The following is a 273-nucleotide window of genomic DNA, read 5'->3' as shown; positions in this document are numbered from 1 at the left end:
ACTTTAAATAAAGCCATGACCGATCCGGTACTGACTGCTATCTTGGGCAGCAACAGTGAAAATAACGTGGCTGACAATCTATCGACTGCGCTCGCTGATACCACCACGTTATTGGCACAAATGCCAGAAGATTTAGCCACTGCCGATAAAGCCAAGCAGCAAGAGCTTTATGATCATCTTACTAGCTTTACGCGCTTAATTAAGCGTCAATTGATTCCGGCACTTGGTCTCGGTGTCGGCTTTAACAGTAACGACGGTGATTAAATAATGGCT

The 273-nt window shown here is 45.1% G+C and carries 1 pseudogene; it reads left to right on the top strand.

Annotation, left to right across the window (positions count from 1 at the left end):
* Positions 1 to 264, top strand: a pseudogene (locus tag AAEY75_RS15085) (imelysin family protein); the annotation flags it as partial.
* Between the last annotated feature and the right edge of the window lie 9 nt (positions 265 to 273).

This window comes from Psychrobacter sp. TB55-MNA-CIBAN-0194, assembly GCF_040309505.1.
Lineage (GTDB): Bacteria > Pseudomonadota > Gammaproteobacteria > Pseudomonadales > Moraxellaceae > Psychrobacter > Psychrobacter fozii.
This window is presented reverse-complemented; position numbering and strand designations above follow the sequence as displayed.